At 68.9% G+C, this 23,855-nt stretch carries 1 protein-coding gene; it reads right to left on the bottom strand.

The genetic code is table 11. The features are described from left to right. Positions 1–95: 95 nt before the first annotated feature. Complete coding sequence (locus tag ACFWVD_RS05985; protein ID WP_379240818.1) at positions 96–23,603, bottom strand: non-ribosomal peptide synthase/polyketide synthase; 23,508 nt, start codon at positions 23,601–23,603, stop codon at positions 96–98. Positions 23,604–23,855: the final 252 nt, after the last annotated feature.

Below are 23,855 nucleotides of genomic sequence, written 5' to 3'. Positions count from 1 at the left end.
TCGACCTCTCGAAATCTGGGAGCTGGCGACATGTGCGGTGCCCCTGGAACACGCGCGGGTGTGGGGCAGCAGGCACTGCGGCCGGCTCCGCGATTCTATGCGCCCATCGCCCCCGCACGTGCATCGGCCCTCGTCCTGCCGTCCTCGCTCGCGGACCGGTCCGCGCCCGGTTGCGCGGCGTCGAGGACGTCCGCGATCTGCGCCAAGGCCGCCTCGCTCGCCATCGCCCAGTGGGTGGCGGCGATGCCGTGGCGGTGGATGGTGCCGCCGATCGCCGTGGTCCAACTCTGTGCGCCATGGGCACCGGTGGGGTCGTCGACCGTGGCGGCGAAGTAGACCAGGTCACCGTCGAATCTTTGCGCACGGTAGTCGTCGACCATGTGCATCGACGCGGTGGCGGCGTCGATGATCCGGGCGATGCGGCTGCGGTCCAGCGCGGCCAGTGGCCCGCCGATGCCCGCGGCCGCGGCGACCAGGCCGTCGGTGTCGAAGGCGCTGTCGTCGCCCGCGAGCCCGCCGAGCAAGTCGCCGACGGTGGGCATCGGGGTGCTGTCGGGTCCGTCGCCCAGCCAGCTGTCCATCATGGCCAGCTGGTTGACCTGTTCGCCTTCGGCTTGCAGTCCGGTCGCGACGGCGTGCGCGAGCAGCCCGCCCAGCGACCAGCCGAGCAGGTGGTACGGCCCTTCCGGCTGCACCGTGCGGATGGCGGCGATGTAGCGCTGGGCCCAGGCGTCGATGGTGGCGGGCAGCGGTTCGTGCTCGGTGAGCGCGGGTGACTGCAGGCCGTAGATCGGACGTTGGGGGTCCAGGTGTCGGGTCAGGCCGGCGAACGACCAGGAGACACCGCCGACGGGGTGGATGCAGAACAGTGGTGCGCCGATGCCGCCCGCGCGCAGCGGAAGCAGCACCGCGAACGCGTCGTCGGCCGAATCGTCCTCGGCGCGTACACGTTCCACGACGACGGCGGGCGTCGGGTCGGTGAAGAACCACGCCACCGGCACCGTGCTGCCCAACGCTTCGCTCAGTCGGGACGACAGTTGGACCGCGGTGAGGGAGTTGCCGCCGAGGTCGAAGAAGTTGTCGTCCATGCCGATTCGGTCCAGGCCGAGCACGCGCGCGAAGGCTTCCGCGACGAGCTGTTCGGTCTCGGTGATCGGTGCCCGGTAGGTCGCCTGGCGCAGTTCAGGGGTGGGGAGGGCGGTGCGGTCGAGTTTGCCGGAGGTGTTGACGGGCAGGGAATCGAGTTCGAGTACGACGGCGGGCACCAGGTAGCCGGGGAGTTCCGCGGCCAGTGCTGAACGCAATGCTCCCGAATCGAGGAGCGAAATACCGTGCCCCGCGAAGGTTTCCGTACCGTCCGTTGCCCGATCAGCACCGGCGCCGCGTTCAGCGACCGCCTCCGCACTAGCGGTGTCCGTGCCCTCAGCACGAGCGGTGTCCGTGCCGCGTCCACCGTCGGCGGGGTCGATCTCCCCGCTTCGGGCAGCGACGATGTAGGCGACGAGCCGGTCGGCACCCACGCCGGACACCACCGCGGCCGCGGCCTGCGCGACCCCCGGCTGACGCTGCAACGCGGCTTCGACTTCGCCGAGTTCGATGCGCTGACCGTTGAGCTTCACCTGCAGGTCGGAGCGACCCACGTATTCCAGTGTGGGAGCGGTCTTTCCACGCAGTCGAACGAGGTCACCGGTGCGGTACATCCGTGTGCCGGGGGCACCGAACGGATCGGGCAGGAATCGCTCGGCGGTGAGTTCGGCCGCACCCACGTATCCGTGCGCGAGCTGCTGGCCGCCGACATACAGTTCGCCGGTCACACCCGGCAGTACCGGCCGCAGCCTGGAGTCGAGCACGTAGAGCCCGGTGTTCCACACGGGCACACCGATCGGCACCGTGACGGTGTCGTCGTCGCTCACCACGTGGGTGCTGACCTGCACGGCGGTTTCGGTGGGCCCGTACAGGTTCACCACGTCCGCGCCTGTGAGCGCGCGAACCTGCTGCGCCAATGCGGCAGGCAGCGCCTCGCCACCGGCGAAGACCCGCTGCAGGGAGCCGTGGCCTTGCACGTGCGCGACGTAGGCGGCGAGCAGGGTGGGCGCGAATTGCACTGTGTCGATGCGATGTTCGGCGATCAGCTGCGCGAGGTAGGCGGGATCACCGTGGCCGCCGGGCTCGGCGATGACGGTGCGGGCGCCGACTCGCTGGGGCAGTAACAGTTCCCAGATCGAGGCGTCGAAGGTGGTCGGGGTCTTGTGCAGCACGGTGTCACCGGCGGTGAACTCGAATTCCTGTGCGAGCCAGTCGAGTTGGTTGACGATCGCGCGGTGCGGGACACCGACGCCCTTGGGTAGTCCCGTCGATCCGGACGTGAAGATCACGTACGCGGTGTGCTCGGGCAGCAGCGGTCGCACACGTTCGCCATCGGCGATCGGTCCTGCCGAATAGGCGGTGAGATCCACCGTGTCCACCGACACCACATCCAGGCCGTGTGCCGGGAAGCCCACGGCGTCGCCGGTGGTGGTGAGCACGCAGACCGGTTGCGCGATGCGCACGATGCGGGCGATCCGCTCGGCCGGATGATCGGGGTCGATCGGCACGTAGGTGCCGCCCGCCGCGAGTACCGCGTACACCCCGACCAGCAGTTCCGTCGACCGACGCACAGCGACTGCCACGGAACTATCCGGCCCGACACCCTGTTCGATGAGGTGCCGCGCGAGCCGGTTCACTCGGTCCGCGAACTCGGCATAGGTGAGCGCGGCGTCGCCGTCGATGAGCGCGACTGCGGCCGGTGTCCGCGCAACCTGGCGGTCGAACGCGATAGGCAGAATGCCTGCTTCCGATGTCGCGACAACGCGATGGTCGGTAGTCGGGCCGTCGGCGCGATGGTCAGTAGCCACGCCGTCGGTGCGATGGTCAGTAGCCACGCCGTCGGCGCGATGGTCGGCAGCCACGCCGTCGGCGCGATGACCGGCAGCCGGGCCGTCGGTGCACCCGCGATGCTCGGTGATGCCGTCGGCCAGCATATCCGGCGTCGACACGAACTGCCGACTGAGCGACTCCCGAGCGTTCACCGAAGGCGCTGTGTCCAACCACTTTTCGAGCACGCGGCGGTCATCGTCGGTCAACAGGTCGATATCGCCCACCGCACGGTCAGGATCGGCGGTGACCGCGTCGAGCACCTGGACGTAACCCTGCGCGATGCGGGCGGCGGTGTCGGCGTCGAACAGGTCGGTGGCGTAGGTCAGGCTCACCGAGCAACCGCCGTCGGCGGTGTCGGCCAGGACCAGGTCCAGGTCGAACTTGGCGATGGCCGCGTCGGCCTCCAGCCCGGTCACGGTGAGGTCGGGCAGGACCACCTCGACGGGGGCGGCGGACAGGTTCTGGAACGCCAACATCACTTGGAACAGCGGGCTGTGGGCGGTCGAGCGGACCGGGTCGAGCACGTCGACGAGTCGTTCGAACGGCACGTCCGCGTTCTCGAACGCGTCCAGGTCCACCCGCCTGGCCTCGCGCAACAGCGTGCGGAACGAGGCAGCGGGGTCCACACCCGTCCGCAGCACGAGCGTGTTGACGAACATGCCGACGAGGTCATCGAGGGCTTGCTCACCACGTCCGGCCACGGGCGTGCCGATCGCGATGTCGCCGGTGCCGGCCAGGCGCGCGAGCAGCGCGGACAAGGCGGCGTGGGCGACCATGAACTCGCTGGCGTCGGCGCGGCGAGCCAGCTGGCCCACTCGCTCCCACACCTGCTGCGGCACAACAGTTTCCACACTGGCACCGCGCTGTGACGCGACTGCGGGACGCGGCCGGTCAGCAGGCAGTTCGAGCAGACCGGGCAGCCCTGCCAGCTCACTGCGCCAGAACCGCAACTGCCGGGCCGCCACCGATTCGACGTCGTCCTCGCTGCCCAACACCGCACGCTGCCACAGCGTGTAGTCGGCATACTGCACCGGCAGCGGCGCCCAACCGGGTTCGGCACCCGCACGACGCGCGAAGTAGGCGGCGGTCGTGTCACGCAGCAGCGCACCGGCCGAGAACCCATCGGCGCTGATGTGGTGAATCACCACCACCAACACGACTTCGTCTGCCGCACAACGCAACACACGCACCCGCACGGGCGGCGCCGCGGTGACATCGAACCCGCGCCCGATCTCCGCCGCCACGATGGCAGGCACCGCGATCGGATCGACGTTCTCCACCACCGGCGCGGGCACGAACTCCCACACCGCCTGGTACCCGATCCCGTCGATCGCCGGGTAAGCCGTGCGCAGCACCTCGTGCCGATCCAGCACATCGGTGACCGCAGCAGCCAGCGCGGCGGCGTCGACATCGCCGGTCAGGCGCACCGCGATCGGGATGTTGTAGGCGGCGGAATCCGGGTCGAGGCGGTTGAGCAGCCACATCCGCTGCTGAGCGGCCGACAACGGAATCCGAGCCGGTCGTTCGCCCGCGGTGAGCGCGATCCCGGCCCCACTGCCGACGCGCGCGGCCAACGCGGCCGCCAGATCGGCCACGGTGGTGGCTTCGAACAGGGTCCGCACCGGCACCCGCATCGACAGGGCCGCGCCGAGTCGAGCGGCGACGCGGGTCGCGATGAGCGAGTTGCCGCCCAGTTCGAAGAAGTCGTCGTCGAGACCGACCTGTTCGCGCCCGAGCACTTCGCCGAACACCTCGGCCACCGCCCGCTGGGTCGCACTGACCGGCTCCCGGAACGGCCGAGCGACGAATTCCGGTGCGGGCAAAGCCTTTCGGTCCAACTTGCCGGACGTGTTGAGCGGGAAGGCGTCGAGCACGACGATCACCGACGGCACCATGTACGACGGCAACACCGCGGCGAGACCCGTGCGCAACTGCGCCGGATCCAGCTCGACGCCGGGGGACGCCACCGCATACCCGACGAGCCGTTCGCCGGTATCGCTGTCGGACACCACCGCCGCGGCCTGACTGACCCCGGCCAGACCCTGCAGCGCGGCCTCGATATCGCCGAGTTCGATGCGCTGACCACGGAATTTCACCTGGAAGTCGATGCGCGCCAGGTAGACGAGCACGCCGTCGCGAGTCCAGCGCACCAGGTCACCGGTGCGGTACATGCGGGCACCGCCGACGGAGCTGCGAGTCGTGCCCGCTGCGGACGACCCCGTAAGAACCTCGGCATCACCTTCTGCGGCGAACGGGTCCGCGCCCGACATCCCCACAACAATCGGGTCCGCGCCCGACATCCCCGCGACAATCGGGTCCGCGCCCGACAGCCCCGCGACGAACGGGTCCGCGACGAAGCGGTCCGCCGAGAGGTCGGGCCTGCCGAGGTAGCCGCGTGCCAGCTGGTCGCCAGCCAGGTACAGCTCACCGGCAACACCAGGTGCCACTGGCCGCAACCGCTCGTCGAGCACGTAGACGCGCGTGTTCCATTCGGGCACACCGATCGGCACGGTCTGCCCGGTCGCCTCGTCGGCGGGCCACGCGGTGACCGACACGGCGGCTTCGGTAGGCCCGTACAGGTTGTGCACGGCCGCAACCGATTTCGTCCGGAACGCCGACACGGTCTCCGGGGTGAGCGCTTCGCCGATCGCGAAGACCAGTCGCAGGCTCGTCAGTTGCGCAGCATCGGCGTGTGCGGCGAACATCGCCAGCATCGACGGCACGAAGTCGACCACGGTGATCTGCTGCACGGCAACGAGTTCGGCCAGATACAGCGGGTCACGATGACCGTCGGGCGTGGCCAGGACCAGCGTCGCACCTGCGGCGAGCGGGGCGAAGAAGCCCCACACCGACAGGTCGAACCCGGCCGCGGACTTCTGCAGGTACACGTCCTCGCTGCCGAGCCCGTACTGCTCATTGAGCCAGGCGATCTGATTGCGAATCCCGGCGTGGGTCATTGCCACACCCTTGGGCGTGCCGGTGGACCCGGAGGTGAACAGGACGTAGGCCAGGTTCGAATCCCGCAGTGGGGCAACGCGTTCACCGTCGGCTACCGGGTGCGCTGAGTAGTTCGTCGTGTCGACATCGTCTAGCGAGACAACCCGCGCGCCCGAGGCGGCCTTGACGTCGACGGAGTCGGTGGCGCTCGGCTGCACCGCGACCTGGGGTGGACTCGAATTCGCCTCGGCACCTGTCGTTTCGCGGGAAGTCGTGTCGGAATCGACAGCAAACGGGGCGGTGAACTCGTCCCGGTGCGTGGTCAGGACGAGGTGGGGGCGGGCGGTGTCGAGGACCTGGGCGATGCGGTCGACGGGGTGGTCGGGGTCGACGGGGACGTAGGCGCCACCGGCGGTGAGCACCGCGTACATGGCCACGACCAGGTCGATCGAGCGGCGCATCGCCAGGGCGACCAGCACATCGGGACCGACACCTTCGGCGATCAGATGGCGGGCGAGCCTGTTTACGCGGTCGCCGAAGGCGGCGTATGTCAGTTCTGTGCCGTCGAACACCAGCGCCGTGGCGTTCGGTTGCGCCTGCACCTGTGCGTTGAAAGCGGTGAGCAGCGTTGCGGTGCGGTCGATTTCGTGGGCCGTGTCGTTCCACTGGTCGAGAATGCGGTGCCGTTCGGCAGGCTCGAGCACATCGACGGAGTCCAGTGGTGTGTGCGGTGCGGCGGCAACGGCGGTGAGCAGCCGTTCCAGACGCGCGCCGATCGCCGCGGCGGTCTCGGTGTCGAACACGTCGTGCGCGTAGGTGAGCACGCCGCTCACACCCGCCGCGGTCCCGTCGGCGTTGTACTCGTCGCTGACGATCAGATGCAGGTCGAACTGCGACAGTTCACTGTCGGTGTCCAGGCCCGACACCGTGATGCCGGGCAGCGCCAGCTCCGCGCGTTCGAAGTTCTGGAACGAGAACCCGACCTGGAACAGCGGATGCCGTGCGGTCGAACGAGCCGGATCGAGAACCTCCACGAGCCGCTCGAACGGCACCTCGGCGTTCGCGTAGACCGCCAGGTCGGTGGCCCGCTGACGAATCAGCAACTGCTGGAACGACTCTGAAGCCCGCAGGCGAGTACGGAAGACCAGCGTGTTGACGAACATGCCGATCAGGTCTTCCAGCGCGGCCTCACCGCGCCCGGCAACCGGCGTCCCCACGGTGATGTCGTTGCTGCCCGACAGTCGGCCGAGCAGCGCGGCGAACGCGGTGTGCACGACCATGAACAGCGTGGCCCCGGATTCCCTCGCCAGCACGGCGAGCCTGGCGTGGGTGTCCGCGTCCAGTGCCACCGGAACGGTCCCGCCCGCGAGCGTGCGCACGGCGGGTCGCGGCCGGTCCAGCGGCAAGGCCAGCTCATCGGGCAGGTCGGCGAGTTCTCCGCGCCAGAAGTCCAGCTGACGAGCCGCCACCGACGCCGGGTCGTTCTCGTCGCCGAGCACCGCACGCTGCCACAGCGCGTAGTCGGCGTACTGCACCGGCAGCGGCGCCCACTGCGGTGCGGCACCGTCGCGACGGGCCAGGTAGGCGGTCATCAGGTCGCGCACCAGTGGCGGGACCGACGAACCGTCGGCGCTGATGTGGTGCACAACCATGGCCAGCACGGCCTCGTCGTCGGTGATCCGATACAGCACCACCTGCCACGGCACACCCGCGGTCACATCGAAGGTGGTCGCGGCCAGCACCGTCACCGCCCCGACGATCTCTTCGGCCGCCACCTCGCGAACCTGCAGTGCCACACCGGCTTCGGCGGCGGACAGGATCTGCTGCACCGGTCCGTCGGCGGTCTCGGGGTAGAAGGTGCGCAGTACTTCGTGCCGGTCGATGAGGTCATCGACGGCGGCGGCCAGCGCGTGCAGATCGAGCGCACCGGTCAGCCGCACCGCGATCGGCACGTTGTATCCGGCCGAATCCGGGTCGAACCGGTTGAGGAACCACATCCGCTGCTGCGCGGGCGACAGCGGGATCGACGCGGGCCGCTCCCCCGCCACCAACGCCACCCGTGCGGCCCCGCTGGCCGCGTCGAGTGCGGCGGCCAGGTCCGCGACCACTGGTGTTTCGAAGATTCGAGCCACCGGCACCTGCCGGTCCAGTGCCGCGCCGAGTCGTGCGGCGACACGGGTTGCGATGAGGGAGTTGCCGCCCAGATCGAAGAAGTTGTCGTCGGCGCCGACCAGTTCGACACCGAGCACGTCGGCGATCACCCCGGCTACAAGCTGTTCCGACGCCGTGGTCGGTGCCCGGAATTCCCTGGCGACCAGTTCGGGCGCGGGCAGTGCGCGTCGGTCGAGTTTGCCGGATGCGTTCACGGGCAAGGTTTCGAGCACGACGAACGCGGCGGGCACCATGTAAGCCGGAAGAGACTGCTGCAGCGCTGTTTTCACCGCGTCGAGGTCAAGACGCGCGGACCTATCGCGCACCCCCGCAGTATCGGCAGGGGTTGCACCTGCAGCCGCGTCGAGGCCATCGGCAGCTGATGCGGCCGTGTCGAGACCAGCGGTGTCTGCCTCGGCAACCGATGCGGCCAGGTCGAGACCGTCAGTGTCCGCCTCGGCAACCGATGCGGCCAGGTCGAGACCGTCAGTGTCCGCCTCGGCAACCGATGCGGCCAGGTCGAGACCGACAGCGCCTGCTTCGGCAGCTGATTGCACGGTCGGGCGCAGTTCGGACGGCACAATGTAGGCGGTGAGGTAGTCGCCGGTGCCGTCGTCGCGGACGGTGACCACGGCTCGGTCAATCGCGTCGAGCCCGGTCAGGACCGCCTCGATTTCGCCGAGTTCGATACGCAGGCCGCGCAGTTTCACCTGAAAGTCGGTGCGGCCCAAGTACTCCAGCTCGCCGGTTCGGGTGCGGACGACCAGGTCGCCGGTGCGGTACATCCGGTCGCCCGCCGCACCGAGGGGGTTGGCGACGAAGCGGTCCGCAGACAGGTCCGGGCGACCGAGGTAGCCGCGCGCCAGCTGCACACCGGCCAGGTAGAGCTCACCGGGCGTTCCGACGGGCACGGGGCGAAGCCGCGAATCGAGCACGTGCAGAGCGGTATTGGCGACCGGAGCACCGATCGGCACTGTAGTGACATCGGCGTCGGTGACCTCGTGGAAGCTCACATCCACCGCGGCCTCGGTGGGTCCGTACAGGTTGTGCACGGCGACACCGGGAATCAGTGCGCGCAGGCGCTGCGCGTCGGCCGCGGGCAGCGCTTCACCGGAGGCGAACACCTGTCGCAGCGAAACACAGTCGGCCGCACGGGGTTCGGCCAGGAAGGCTGCCAGCATCGACGGTACGAAGTGCAGCACGTCGACACCGGTGCGGGTGATCACCTCGGCGAGGTAGACGGGATCGCGGTGACCGTCGGGTCGGGCGATCACCAGGGTGGCACCGACTTGCAAGGGCCAGAACAATTCCCACACCGACACGTCGAAGGTGATCGGCGTCTTCTGCAGCACGGTTCCGGCCGCGTCGAGCCGGTAGGCGTCCTGCATCCACACCAGCCGGTTGACGATCGCGGTGTGGGTGACCGCGACGCCCTTGGGCTTGCCGGTGGAGCCGGAGGTGAACAGGACGTACGCCAGGTCGGTGCCACGCAGCGGCCGAATCCGGTCGGCGTCGGTCACGGGTTCATCAGCGAACCCGTGCAGCTCAAGATCTGCCGGATCGACCGTGCGCGTCCCTGTTTCGGGGAAGCCGGGGGCCGCGAACACACAGACCGGTGCCGCGGTGGCGAGCACATCGGCGATCCGATCGGCCGGATGATCGGGGTCAAGCGGCAGGTAGGCGGCGCCCGCGGCCTGCACCGCGTACAGCGCGACCAGCAGGTCGATACCCCGCCGCAGCCCCACGCCGACAATCGCACCGGGCCCGACCTGTTCGGCGATCAACCACCGCGCCAGTCGTGCGACACGAACAGCGAACTGCGCGTAGGTGATTCGGTCACCCTCGAACTCGAGAGCTGTGGCGTCCGGGGTACGCACGGCCTGTTCGGCGAACATCGACACCAACGTCGCGTCGACATCCAACGGCGCCGCGGTGTCGTTCCAGGCCGCCAGCTGCGCGGTTTCGCCCGCATCGAGCAGGTCGATCTCACCGACCGCGACGGTGTCATCGGCGACCACCGCGCTCAGCACCCGCACGAACCGCGCACCGAACCCGGCGACCGTGTCCGCGTCGAACAGATCTGTGGCGTACCGCAACCATCCGCGCATGCCCGGTTCGCCTGCGGCACCGGCGATCTCGTTGATGGCCAGCGACAGATCGAACTGGGTGGTCGCGGCAGGCATCGCGAACTCGGCGATCTGCAGCCCCGGCAGTTCGATCGTGGTGTCCTCGCGATGCTCGAACGCCAACATCACCTGCACGATCGGGGCATACGCGGTGGACCGCACCGGGTTCAGTTCCTCTACCAACCGTTCGAACGGCAGGTCAGCATGGGCGAACGCCGCCAAGTCCGCCGCCCGCACCTGTGCGAGCAGTTCAGCGAAACCGGCACCCCCGTCCACGGCGGTCCGCAGCACCAACGTGTTGACGAACATCCCGACCAGATCATCCAGAGCGGCATCGGCACGCCCCGCGACCGGCGTACCAACCGCGATATCGGCCCCGGCACCCAGCCGCGACAACAGCACCGCGAACGCCGCGTGCACCACCATGAACGTGGAAACACCGTGCCGCCGAGCCAGCGCCTCGATCCCCGCGACCACCTCGGCGGGCACATCGAACCCGACAGCCGCACCCGAACCATCGCGCACCACGGGTCGCGGACGGTCCGTAGCCAGCTCCAAAACCGGTGCCAGCCCGTCCAATTCGCTACGCCAATGCGTCAGCTGACGCGCCAGCCGCGAGTCGGGGTCGGCCGCGTCGCCGAGCACCGAGTGCTGCCACAGGGTGAAGTCGGGGTACTGCAGCGGCAGCGGTTCCCAGGCAGGCGCCCCGCCCGCCGAACGCGCGGCGTAAGCGGTGATCAGGTCGCGAGCCAGCGGTGTGGTCGATACGCCGTCGGCGGCAATGTGGTGCACGGCGAGCACGAGAACATGCTCGATCTCGGGGGTGTGCGCTTCGTCGGGTCGACCATGCACGTCGTCAGCGGGACCATGCGCGTCGTCGGACAAGCCGTGCGCGCCGTCAGCGTGGCCATGCGCGCCGTCAGCGTGGCCATGCGCGCCGTCAGCGTGGCCATGCGCGTCGCTGGGGTCGCCGTGCACGTCGTCCGGGCGGCCGTGCACGTCGTCCGGGCGGCCGTGCACGTCGTCGGGGCGGCCGTGCACGTCGTCGGGGCGGCCGTGCACGTCGTCGGGGCGGCCATGCGCGGACGCGACGCGACGCAGCAGCGCGGCACGCAGCGGCGGCTCGGTGGTCAGGTCGTAGGGCGCGCCGATGATCGCGCGCACGGCGTCGACCAAGTCGTCCTCGCGGACTTGTTGGACGGCGGTCGCAGGCATGACCTGACCGACGGGGAGGATGACCTGGGTCGGGCCCTGCGCGTCTTCGGGGAACACGGTGCGCAGGGATTCGTGCCGGCCGAGGACGTCGGCGAGCGCGGCCCACAAGCCGTCCGTGTCGAGGTCGCCGGTCAGGCGCAAGGCGATCGGCAGGGTGTACACGGCCGAGTCCGGGTCGATGCGGTTCAGCAACCACAGGCGAGTCTGCGCCAGCGACAACGGGATTCGATCAGGACGCGGCACCACTGCGGTCAGCGGCGGCAGCTGTTCGCGACCCTCAGCGGCCCGTGCGGCCAAGCCCGCCACGGTCGGCGCGTCGAACACGTCGCGCACATCCAGCGCACTGCCCAGCGCGGCATTGGCCCGCGCCACTAGGCGCATCGCCAGCAGCGAGTTGCCGCCGACGGCGAAGAAGTCGTCGTGCGCACCCACCCGCGGCACCCCGAGCAACTCGGCGATCACCGCGGCAAGCGCGGTCTGTGCTCCCGGTCGCGGCGCCACATATGCCGTGGTCACCGAAAGGTCAGCGGCGGGCAGCGCCGCCCGGTCGAGCTTGCCGGCGGAGTTCAACGGCACGGTGTCCAGCACCACGAGGTGGGCGGGCACCATGTACGCGGGCACCCGACCCGCGACGTGAGCGCGCACCGCGACGACATCGACATCGCCCGCGACGTACCCGACCAGGCACTGGCGTCCGGCATCGTCGGTGGCGGGCAGCACGGTCGCGTGCGTGACGCCGGGTGCGTCGCCTAGGGCCGCCTCGATCTCACCCAGCTCGATCCGCAGGCCACGGATCTTCACCTGGAAGTCGTTGCGCCCCAGGTAAACCAATGCACCCTGTCGATCACGACGGACAAGGTCGCCCGTGCGATACATGCGGGCACCATCAGCACCGAACGGGTCGGCGACGAACCGGTCGGCAGTCAGATCAGGCTTGCCGAGGTACCCGCGAGCCAACTGCGCACCCGCCAGATACAGCTCACCCGCGACACCACCGGGCACCGGGTGCAACCGCTCGTCCAGGACGTACGCGCGCACATTCCACGTCGGCTTGCCGATCGGCATTTCGGTCTGCTCGACCGGTGCCGTGATCTGCTGGAAGGTGCTGGTGATCGCCACTTCGGTCGGACCGTACGTGTTGTGCAGCTCGCCGGGGATGGTCGCGAGCACGGTGGCCGCCAGCGGCGCGGGCAGTTCCTCACCGCCCACATGCAGCATCCGCAGCCCGCTCAGCGCGTCGCCGAGACCTTCGGCCAGCATCGCGGCCAGCACCGACGGCACGATCTCCATGATGGTGATGCCCTGCTCACGCACCACCCGCGCCTGGTACGCCAGGTCGAGGTGGCCGCCGGGCCGCAGCAGCACCAGCCTGGCGCCGAGCAGGGCGGGTGCCAGCAGTTCCCACAGCGACACGTCGAAGGTCAGCGGTGCGCGCTGCAGGAAGCGGTCTGCGGCGGTCATCGCGTATTCGCCACGCAGCCAGGCGATTTCGTTGACCACGGCACGGTGCGAGATCAGCACACCCTTGGGCGTGCCAGTGGAGCCGGAGGTGAACAGCACGTAGGCCGGGTGCTCGGGGTGCAGCGGCGCGAGGCGTTCGACGTCGGTGAGCGGGGTGCCCGCGACGGTACCCTGCGCCGCATCCTCGATCTGAGCGACCGTGAGCACCGGGAACCCCGAGCGCGAAGCTGCCGCGAAATGCACTGAGGCGGTGGCGGATCGGATGCCGCTGTCCACGTGGTCGAGGTCGTCTGCGGCCGCCACGACCACCAGGCGCGGCGTGGCCGACTCCAGCACATGCCCGATGCGCTCGGCGGGCTGGGCGGCATCGATCGGCACGTACACACCGCCGGCGGCGAGCACACCGTGCAACACCACCAGCAGTTCGATGCTGCGCGGGACAGCAACGGCCACCGGCGTTTCCGGGCCGACCCCGCAGTCGATCAGCCTGCGCGCGAAGCGGTTAGCTCTGGCCGCCAGCGCGCCATAGGTGATTTCGGCGCCTTCGAACACCGCAGCAATGGCGTGCGGATCGCGGGCGGCCGCGGCATCGAGCAGGTGCGCGGCCAGCGGGGCGCGCACGCCCAGTTCGGCCAGGGCCGCGTCGAGTTCGACCACGTCCCCGTGGGGGCCCGCGAGCAGTTCGACCCTGTCCGCGTCGGCCAGCAGCGCGAGATCGCCTACGGCCGTGGCAGGCTGTGCGACCGCCGTGCGCAGGACGCGCTCGAGCATGGCGACCATCCGTGCCACGGTGTCGGCATCGAAAAGATCGGTGGCGTAGCGCAATTCGAGGTCGAGCCCGTCGGGCGTGCCATCGGCGGCGAAACGGTCGACGAAGGTGAAGTCCAGGTCCACTTCGATCGGCGCGTCCGGCAGGGTCAGACCCGACAGGGTCAGGCCGGGCAGTTCGAACGCGGTCCGGCGCTGGTTCTGCAGCGCGAGCGAGATCTGGTACAGCGGCGAATAGCCTTGGGAGCGCACCGGATTAAGTGCGTCGACCAGACTTTCGAAGGGCACATCGGCGTTATCGAACGCGTCGAGGTCGCCCGCGCGGACGTCATCGAGCAGATCGCCGAAGCGGGCGTCGGCGCGCACGTGCGCACGCAGCACTAGGGTGTTGACGAACATGCCGACGATGTCGTCGAGTTCGCGATGCCCGCGACCGGCCACCGGCGTGCCCACGACGATGTCGGCACCGGCCGACAGTCGCGCCAGCAGCACGGACAGGCCCGCGTGCAACACCATGAACGGGGTCGCACGGTGCGCACGAGCCAGTTCCTCGATGCCACGATGCAGGTCAGCGTCGAGTTCAGTAAGGAAGGTGGCGCCCCGGTTCGAGGCGACCAGCGGCCTGCGCCGGTCGGCGGGCAGGGTCAGGACATCGGGCAGGCCAGCGAGGCGGTCCGTCCAGTAGTCGAGCTGGCGGGCCAGCGGCGCGTCCGGATCGTCGACGCTGCCCAAACCCTCTGTCTGCCACAGCGCGTAGTCGGCGTAGTGCACAGCCAGCGGGGGCAGTTGCGGTTCCGCACCGGCGGCACGGGATGCGTAGGCGGCCACCAGATCTCGCGTCAGCGGGCCCATCGACCAACCATCGGCGGCGATGTGATGCACCACCAGCACCAACACGTGCTCGGTCGCGGTCACCCGCAGCAGAGCCGCGCGCACCGGCACCTCAGTGGTGATATCGAAACCACCGGCGAGCACCGCGACGACCGCCGCAGGCACCTCTTCGGCAGCCACATCGACTACAGACAGCTCAGGGGTGAACGCCTCGCCGACGAGTTGCGTTGCCTGCCCGTCGAATTCGGGGTAGGTGGTGCGCAAGGTCTCGTGCCGGGCGATCAGATCACCCAGCGCACCGCGCATCGCCGTCGCATCGAGTTCGCCGCTGAGGCGGATCGCGACCGGAATGTGGTACGCGGCGGAATCGGGATCGAAGCGGTGCAGGAACCACATCCGCTGCTGCGCGGGCGACAACGGAATCCGTTGCGGCCGTTGCCCGGCGACCGGCCCACGCCTGCTACCGGTGCCGCGCAGAGCATCCAGCCGCACCGCGAGCCCGTCGACAGTGCTGGCCTCGAACAGCTCCCGCACGGGCACCCGAGCATCCAGCGCCGCACCCAGCCGCGCCGCCACCTGCGTGGCGAGCAGCGAATTACCACCGAGCGCGAAGAAGTCATCGCCCGCGCCGACCCGCTCGAGATCGAGCACACCCGCGAAGGTCGCGGCGACGATCCGCTCGGTGGCGGTGGCGGGTTCGCGGTAGTCGAGCTGACGCGCCTGCGGTGCGGGCAACGCCCGCCGATCGAGCTTGCCCGAGGCGTTGACCGGCAGCTCGTCGAGGAATACGTACGCGCCCGGCACCATGTAAGAGGGCAGAGTCTCGGTGATCGCGGCGTCGAGATCGGCGACAGTGGGGGCGACTGAATCCAGCGTGGACGTATCGACCGTTTCGGAGGCAGCGCGGACCACGTAGGCGACGAGTTGGTCGGGGCGACCCTCGTCCGAGCGGACCAGCATGGCGACGCGGCTGACGCCGGGGACCGAGGCGATGGCGGCTTCGATCTCGGCCGGCTCGATGCGCAGGCCGCGCAGTTTCACCTGGAAGTCGGTGCGGCCCAGGTAATGCAGGGCGGGGCCGTTCGGGCCGGTGCGCCAGGTGACCAGGTCACCGGTGCGATACAGGCGCTCGCCGGTGCCGAAGGGGTCGGCGACGAAACGTTCGGCGGTGAGGTCGGTGCGACCGTGGTAGCCGTCGGCGAGCTGGGCGCCCGCCACATACAGCTCACCCGGCACCCCGGCCGGGACCGGGTGCAAGCGCGAATCCAGCACGTACACACGGGAATCGGCAACCGGCGTACCGATCGGTACCGACGAACCCTGCTCGTCACCCACCTCATGCGTGGTGACCTGGATGGCAGTCTCGGTGGGTCCGTACAGGTTGACCACTGTCGCGCCGGTGCTCGCGTGCACGCGCCGTGCCAGATCGGTCGTCAGCGCTTCACCGCCCGCGAACACCAGACGCAGCGAATCCGCCTGCGCGTGCACCGGTTCCGCGACCACCGCGGCCAACACCGAGGGCACGTACTGAACAACACTCACGCGGTGACGCACGGTGGCGGACGCCAGGTATGCCGGGTCACGGTGACCGTCAGCGGTAGCGAGCACCAGTCGCGCACCAACCTGCAAGGGCCACAACAGTTCCCAGACCGAGGCATCGAAGGTGAACGGCGTCTTCTGCAACACCACATCGTCGGCGCCCAGCGGGTACTCCCGCTGCAACCACAGCAGCTGGTTCACCGCCGCCTTGTGCGGCACCGCCACACCCTTCGGCCGACCCGTGGAACCCGAAGTGAACAGCACGTACGCGAGATGTTCCGGACGCAACGGAGCAACCCGCTCATCATCGGCGATCGGCGCACCGGACAGCGCCGACAGATCCAGGGTGTCGACCAACACCGACTCCCCCACCGCCACACCACTTCCGGTGACAGTCAGCACGCAGACCGGTGCCGTCTGTGCCAGCACAGACGCCGTCCGCTCCACCGGATGATCCGGATCAACCGGCACATAAGCCACACCGGCTGCGAGCACTGCGTGCACCGCGACCAACTGCTCCACTCCACGTCGCATAGCCACCGCGACCAACGACCCCGGCCCCGCCCCGAGCGCGATCAAATGCCGCGCCAACCGCGCAACCCGCACACCGAACTCGGCGTACGAAAGCTCAACTGCCGCGATACTTGCGAAGTCGGAATCCGGCGACACCTCGTCGGCCGGATCCGTGTCAACGACCACAGCGATCGCGTGGGGACTTGCGGCTGCTTGATCAGCGAACAGCGAGGCGAGGGTGGCGGAGCTGGCACCGTCGATGGCGGTGTCGTTCCAGGTGTGGAGAATTTCGGTGCGCTCGGCGGTGTCGAGCAGGTCGATGTCGCCGACGGGGCGCGCCGGGTCGGCCAGGACGGCGTCGAGCAGGCGGTGCAACCGAGTGGCGAAACCGGCGATGGTGGTGGCCTCGAACAGATCGGTGGCGTAGAGGAACGCACCGGAAATACCTGCGGGACTGCCGATTTCGTCGCGATGTTCGGTGAGGGTGAGTTCCAGGTCGAACTTGGCCACACCGGCGGGCAGGTCGAAACCGGCGACAGTGAGACCGGGCAGGGCCAGTTCGCTCGGAGTGTCCTCGTTGAGCGACAACATCACCTGGAACAGCGGGTTGCGCGCGGTCGAGCGCACCGGATCGACAACCTCCACGAGGCGTTCGAACGGTACGTCGGCGTGGCCGAGCGCGGCCAGGTCGGTGTCGCGGACCTGGGCGATCAGGTCGACGAACGGCGTCGCGGGTGCGACCTCGGTGCGCAGCACGAGGGTGTTCACGAACATGCCGACCAGGGCGTCCAGCGCACGTTCACCACGCCCCGACACCGGGGTGCCGATCGCGATATCAGTGGTCGCGGACAATCGCGCCAACAGCACCGCGAACACCGCGTGCGCCGCCATGAACACCGTAATGCCGTGTGCACGAGCGAATTCCGCCAGCGCGCGGTGGGTCCGGCCGTCGATGTCGACGCTGTGCATCCCGCCACGCCGCGTGGCGACCGCCGGACGGGTACGGTCCGCAGGCAGCTCCAACTGCTCGGGCACGCCCGCCAACGCTTCACGCCAGTACGAGAGTTGCTTGGCGGCAACCGATTCCGCATCAGCCGGATCACCGAGCACCGCGTGCTGCCACACCGCGTAGTCGGCGTACTGCACCGCCAGCGGCGTCCACTGCGGGACAACACCGGCTGCGCGTGACGCATAGGCGGTGAGAATATCGCGAATCAACGGTCCGAACGAGAACCCGTCCGCCGCAATGTGATGCAGCACGATCACCAGCACATACTCCGCTTGGACCGCCACCTCCGTCGCGGCACTCGTCGCGGCATGGGTCGCAGCACCCGTCGTAGCACCTGTCGTGGCATCTGTCGCGGCATCTGTCGCGGCAACACGGAGCAAGGTCGCGCGAATCGGGGCGTCGACAGTGAGGTCGAAGCCGATCGACGCGACAGTGCGCACCGCGTCGGGCAACTCGCCCGCCGACACGATGCGGGGGTGCACCTCGCCGAGAAGGCCAGCGGCCGGGAGGATCTCGGCGATTGCGTTGCCGTCGATTTCCGGGTAGCGGGTGCGCAAGACCTCGTGCCGGTCCAGCACATCGACGATCGCGGCCTGGAGGGCGGTGATGTCGAGATCGCCGGTCAGGCGCACGGCCATCGGAATGTTGTCGGTGGCCGAACCGGGGTCGAAACGGTTGAGGAACCACATGCGCTGCTGTGCGGGCGACAGCGGCAGCGGGTCCGGCCGGGGTCCTGCCACCAGCGTGGGACCGGTGCCGGTACCGCGCAGACGGTCGGCCGCCGCGGCCAGCGCGGACACGGTCGCGGTGTCGAACAGTTGGCGCACGGGGATGCGAATGTCGAGGTCGGTGCCGATGCGCGCCATCAGGCGGGTGGCCAGGAGCGAGTTGCCGCCGAGGTCGAAGAAGTCGTCGTCGCGGCCGACCCGGTCCAGTCCGAGCACCTCGGCGAACGCGGCGGCCACCACCTGCTCGGCGACGGTTTCCGGCGCGCGGTAGGCGGCGGCTTCGAATACCGGTGCGGGCAGCGCAGCCCGGTCGAGCTTGCCGACGGGGGTCAGCGGCACCGCGTCCAAGGCGACGATCGCGGCCGGAACCATGTGTGCGGGCAGGTGGGCGGCCGTGTGGGCGGTGAGTGCGGCGGCGTCAATCGTGGCACCAGCGACAGGCACCACATACGACACCAGCAGCGTCGCGCCAACGCCAGTGCGGTCGCCGACAGCCCCGCCGTCATCGCCACGCAGGCCGTCATCGCCGCGCTGACCAACAGCAGTGTGATGGCCGATCGTGGCCGCGAAGTCGACCGAGGGATGGCGCCCCAGCACCGCATCGATCTCACCCAACTCGATCCGGAACCCACGCACCTTCACCTGAAAGTCGTTACGCCCCAGGTACTCCAGATCGAACGAACCATCCCGCTGAATCCACCGCACAGTGTCGCCGGTGCGGTACATCCGCTCACCGGGCGCACCGAACGGATTGGTGACGAACCGCCCCGCCGTCAACGCGGGCCGACGGTGATACCCGCGCGCCAACTGCGCCCCCGCGATATACAGCTCGCCGACCACCCCGGCAGGCACCGGCCGCAACCGCTCGTCCAGCACCAGTTCCGTCGTGCCCTCCACCGGCCCACCGAGCGTGACAGGCGTTGTCGCACTGAGTGGTTCGCTGATATTGGTGACAATGGTCGTCTCGGTCGGCCCGTAACCATTACGGAAGATCAGCCCCGGAATCGCCGCGGTCCAGCGCGCAACCAGCTCGGCCGGGCACGCCTCACCACCGACAACGACCACCCGCAGCTCATCGAGCCCGTCCGGGTTCACCGTGGCCAACGCCGACGGCGTGATCACCACATGGGTCACCCGCTCGACCCGCAACAACTCCCCCAGCTCCACCCCGCCGAACACCCCCGCGGGCGCGACCACCATGGTCGCCCCCTCGGTCACGGTCAACAGCAGCTCAGCCACCGAAATATCGAACGAGGGCGACGCCACGTGCAGCACCCGCGCATCCGCCGACGCGCGATACCGCCCGGCCTGCACCGGCAGATACGCCGCCACCGCCCCGTGCGGAATCACCACACCCTTGGGCAAACCGGTGGTGCCGGAGGTGTAGATGACGTACGCGGGATCCAAGGGATCCACCGCCCGCCGCTTCGCGCCGCCCGCAACCGAGCCGTCGCCCGACGCGCCGATGCCGACACCGGCAGTCCCCACACCCGAATCCGCGCGGTCCAGCACCAACCAGTTCACCGTGGTCGGCAGCTCCGCCAGCACCACATCAACCGTGATCCCCGCCGCCGCACCGGAATCGGCGAGCATGTGGGCGATCCGATCCGCCGGATAGTTCGGGTCGACGGGAAGGAACCCCGCGCCGGACTTCACGACCGCCCAGACCGCGGTGACCGATTCGGCCGAGCGCGGAATACTCACCGCGACAAGGTCTCCCGCTCCGACACCGAGCTCGACCAAGCGTGCAGCCAGGCGCGACGAGGCGGCGTCGAGCTCACCGTAGGTGACAGTGGGGACACCATCGCGGATCGCGATCGCGGCAGGGTCGGCGGCAGCGCGAGCGAGCACCTCCGGCAGCAACGGAGCGGGAGTCGACACACCCCCGGTGCGGGTGGTCAGCTCGGCGAGTTCGGCATCGATCAGCAGGGGAAGATCAGCAACGGGAGTCTGCGGCGAGGCAGCGATCGCAGCGAGCAAGCCCGTAAAGCGACGCACCATGCGCGCAACGGTCTGCTCATCGAACAGATCTGTGGCGTAAGAGAATTCACCCGACAAACCCGCAGCAGCAGACTCGCGCACAGTCACCGAAAGATCGAACTTCTCGATGTCATAAGGCATCTCGACCGCAGCCGCACGAAGACCGGGCAGCTCGAACGTCGTCGGCGGCAGATTCTGCAGCGACAACGCGACCTGGAACAGCGGATGACGCCCGGCCGAACGCGGCGGCGCGAGCACCTCGACCAGCCGCTCGAACGGCAACGTGGTGTGGTCGAAAGCGGCCAGGTCACCGGTGCGAACCCGACCGAGCAGCTCGGCGAACGGTTCGGAGCCCCGCACCTGCGTGCGCAACACCGCGGTGTTGACGAACATCCCGATGACATCATCGAGCTCGGCCGCACCACGCCCCGCGACCGGCGAACCGATCATCACATCGGCATTACCCGACAGCCGCGCGACCAGCACCGACAATGCCGCGTGCAGCACCATGAACAGCGTCGCACCCTGTTGCGCGGCAACAGTATTCAGCGCCTCGACCACGTCACCATCGAGCTCGAACGAGACCCGACGCCCCCGCATCGACGCAACTGCGGGCCGAGGCCGATCAGTCGGCAGACTCGACTCATCCGGCAACCCAGCCAACGACTCACGCCAGAACGCGATCTCCCGCCCGGCCTGCGAGTCGGCATCCTCCTCCGCACCGAGCACGGCACGCTGCCACAGCGTGTAGTCCGCGTACTGCACCGGCAACGGATTCCACTGCGGCACACCACCTTCGGCACGCGCGTAGTAGGCGGTCATCGTGTCCCGCACCAGCGGCCCGGCCGACCACCCGTCCGACGCGATGTGATGAACCACCAGCACCAACACGTGATCGCCGTCCACCGAGAACAGCCGCGCCCGCACGGGCGGCGCGGCGGTGACATCGAATCCACGCAAGATCACCGCAGCCAAGGCGCCGGTAAGTTCGTGCGCCGCGAGGTCGACGGGCTCGAGCAGCGAGGGAATATCTTCCCCCGCGCCACGGTCAGCGACGGACTCGTCCCGGTCCGAACTCGAATCCGATTCGGCAGCAAGCAGTTCCAGCGCCTGCTCAACAGAAAGAACCCGCTGCGTCCCCACCCCCGCAACCTCGGGATACACCGTCCGCAGCACCTCATGCCGACCGATCAGATCCCCCACCGCAGCCGCCAACGCCGCCCGATCCAACACCCCCGACAACCGCACCGCGATCGGAATGTTGTACGCCCCCGATTCCGGATCGAACCGATTCAGAAACCACATCCGCTGCTGAGCAGGCGACAACGGCACCACCGCGGGCCGCGGCCCCGCCACCAGCGCGGGCCGATCATCGACAACCCCACCCTCGACCAACTTCGCCAACACCGCAACGGTGGGACTGTCGAAGAAGTCCCGAACATCCACTCGCACACCGAACTTCGCCTGCAGCCGCCCGATCGCACGGGTAGCGATCAGCGAGTTTCCCCCGAGCCGGAAGAAGTCGTCATCCAACCCGACGGTCTCCACGTCGAGCAGTTCGGCGAACAACGCCGCAACAGCCCGCTCGGTGACGGTCTCCGGCTCCCGGAACTCCGCGGCGGCAACCCGAAAGTCCGGTTCGGGCAACGCTTTACGATCCAACTTGCCACTGGCATTGATCGGCATCGCGTCGAGCTGAATCAGCAACGACGGCACCATGTACTCCGGCATCGACGCCTTCGCATGGGCCACCAACTCGGCGGTGGAGAGCACGGACCCGTCCACGCTCACCACATACCCGACCAGCGCCTCCCCGGCAGCGTGCCGATGCAACACCACCGCCGCGTTCCCGACCAGCGGATGCGCGGCCAGCACCGCCTCGATCTCCCCCAGTTCGATCCGCAGCCCACGCAGTTTCACCTGAAAGTCGGTGCGCCCCAAGTACTCCAGCTCACCACGCAACTCGCGCACCAGGTCACCGGTGCGGTACATCCGCTCACCGGCCACCCCGTACGGATTGGCGACGAACCGATCCGAGGTCAGCCCCGGCCGCGCCACATACCCGCGCGCCAACTGCACACCCGCCAGGTACAGCTCACCCACCACACCCACGGGCACCTGGTCGAGGTTCTCGTCCAACACCAGCAGCCCGGTGTCATCGGCGGGTCCACCGATGGGCACCGACACCTCGTCCGCGGCGGTCACCTCGTGCGCGGTCACATCGACCGCCGCCTCGGTGGGCCCGTACAGGTTGTGCAGCGCGGTCGCCGACAGCTTGCGCAGCCGCGCGGCGGTGGCGGCGGGCAGCGCCTCACCGGAGGCGAACACCATCCGCAACGACGACAGGTCCACAGCGGCCCCGCTGTCGCCCAGTTCCCCGACGAACGCGGCCAACATCGACGGCACGAAGTGGGTCACGGTGACCCGATGCGCCGCGATCAACGCCGCCAGATACGCGGGATCACCGTGGCGGCCGGGTTCAGCGACAATCAGTCGCGCACCAACTTGCAAGGGCCAGAACAACTCCCACACCGACACGTCGAAGGTGTACGGCGTCTTCTGCAACACCACATCGGCCTGCGACATCGGATAGCGCCGCTGCCGCCAGTCCAGATTCGCCACGATCGCCCCGTGCGTCACCGCCACACCCTTGGGCCGCCCCGTTGACCCGGAGGTGAAGATGACATACGCGGTATTTCCCGCCCGCACCCCGGAATCCACCGCGCCCGGCACAGCCGACCAGTCGAGATCATCGGTGCGCAACACCGGCGCCCCGTTCAGATCCGGCTCGTCACACGCGCGCGTGACCACCACCACCGGCCGCGCCACCTCGAGCACATAGTGCAACCGATCCACCGGATGATCGGGATCCAACGGCACATACGCACCGCCGGCGCGCACGATCGCGTGCACCGCCACGATCAGCTCGACACTGCGTCGCATGGCCAACCCGACCAGCGACTCCGGCCCCACACCCAACTGCACCAACCGACCCGCCAACACCGCGACCCTGGCATCGAACTCGGCATAGGTCAGCACCACGTCACCGAACTGCACCGCCACCGCATCCGGCGTGGCAGCCAGCTGCGCGGCGAACCGGTCGACCAGCGTGGCCGCAGCCACCTCGGAGATCCCCAGCGCCGCCAGCACATCGACAGCCAACGAATCCAACAGCACCCCGAAGGTCCCCTCGGCGGCATCGACCACCGCGGGGAACATCTCGGCGAGCACCACCTGCACCAGCGTTTCCGCGTCCAACGCCCCGCCGGTCATCTCGCCCATCGCCGTGAGCTGCGCATCCAGGTCGGCATAGGACACCGCGACACCGTCGAACTCGACCGCGATCCGCGCCGGTTCCATCGCCGCGACCGTCGCCACCAGCGCTGCCAGCTGTTCTGTTTCCGCGCGCGCCGGGGTGGAGTTGGTCATCTGGATTGCCTTCCCTCTACCGGCCACGGGTCACACCACACGGCCGCAAACAAACTCATCGAACTCCCGGTTCGCGACCGGGGCGGGATCGACGCGGGGGTGGCCAACCTCGGGCAACCTGCCCGAAATCCACCCGTACGCGTCAGCATTCAGCGCGATCGGCTATGACACGATCGCAATATCCCGGCTCATCTCCCGACCTCCATCGTCAACCACCAACACCTGACACACGCGTTTCGCAGACGAGGAGAA

Origin of the sequence: Nocardia sp. NPDC058666, from assembly GCF_042714895.1 — a bacterium.
GTDB lineage: Bacteria > Actinomycetota > Actinomycetes > Mycobacteriales > Mycobacteriaceae > Nocardia.
Note: the sequence above shows the minus strand (reverse complement) of the source record. Positions and strands in the feature narration are given on the sequence as shown.

What these genes read in the sequence shown, in the direction of transcription:
- ACFWVD_RS05985 (WP_379240818.1), bottom strand. Translation starts at nt 23,603, where the DNA reads ATGACCAACTCCACCCCGGCGCGCGCGGAAACAGAACAGCTGGCAGCG.